The sequence below is a fragment of the Vibrio sp. A8-1 genome, assembly GCF_013048685.1.
Lineage (GTDB): Bacteria > Pseudomonadota > Gammaproteobacteria > Enterobacterales > Vibrionaceae > Vibrio > Vibrio metschnikovii.
In genome coordinates this window covers 1-986 of record NZ_VHTC01000098.1, presented here as the reverse complement: position 1 = coordinate 986, position 986 = coordinate 1, and the positions used below count along the sequence as shown (strand labels likewise).

At 37.1% G+C, this 986-nt stretch carries 1 riboswitch.

What is annotated here, in order from left to right:
• Positions 1 to 260: 260 nt before the first annotated feature.
• A riboswitch (M-box (ykoK) riboswitch) is annotated at positions 261 to 430 on the bottom strand.
• Between the last annotated feature and the right edge of the window lie 556 nt (positions 431 to 986).

Sequence of the window (986 nt, the reverse complement as noted above, 5' to 3'; positions counted from 1 at the left end):
ATGGAAGTTCTACGCAGGTCAGACTACGAAATTACAACGTTAGAGCTGCTCGAAGCAGGGGCAGAGCTTACACGGCAACTTCACCAATATGGTTATGCGCTGGGTGATTTATGAGGGGATCCTTCAGAATTGAGTGGGTGTTTTTCATTACATTTACATTCATCACATTAACCTCATGTGACTCAGGAATATCCTGAATTGATTGATCTATGATGTAAGAAAACAGCCGTTATTTGACGAGCGAAAGGAAATGGTAGGATAATTCATCCCCGAGTCCCAGCTTCAGCACTATACAACGTATTCGCAAACGCGAAAGCCACTTGGGTTAACACCTTAATCCGATGAAAACTGTCCTGATCTTGGGCATCTCTGGATGTCGTGAGATCAGTGGCCTATGTTTGTACAGGAGCCTCGCCTAACGAGATGCTGTAATTACACAGTCTGTTCATTAACTGAACGGCGCGGATTATAGGAGGGTTAGTTAAAAAAGGTCAATGTAAATATGCTTAATCTTCAATAAAAAATAAAACATAGGACAATAAATATTTTTTATTAAAAATAAAAAATACAAATTATGAATACATTAAAAATACAGAAAAAGGAAAATATATTAGTTTTGCTGTGAATACTTATATTATTGATGCCTATAGGAAATAACTAATCCAGACTAGAACACATAATTCATTAACTATTAAAATAATAAAACCAATAAAAACACATCGACAATAACTAACTAAGTGCATATTTTAAAGATATCAATGATGATTGTTAACAGCTCTTAATCTATTTCGATTTGGTGTTATTAAGCCATCAGTGTAGCCTATATAAAAATCCTAACCACCGCTAACAATGGTGGCAAAGCACTGAGGGATCCCCTCATAATTTCCCCAAAGCGCAACCGTACCTGAATAGATTTTGAGCAAGTATGGTTGCAGCTACGAGCAAGTCTTTCCTCGTTATTGCGTAGCCAGAATGCCGCAGAACTT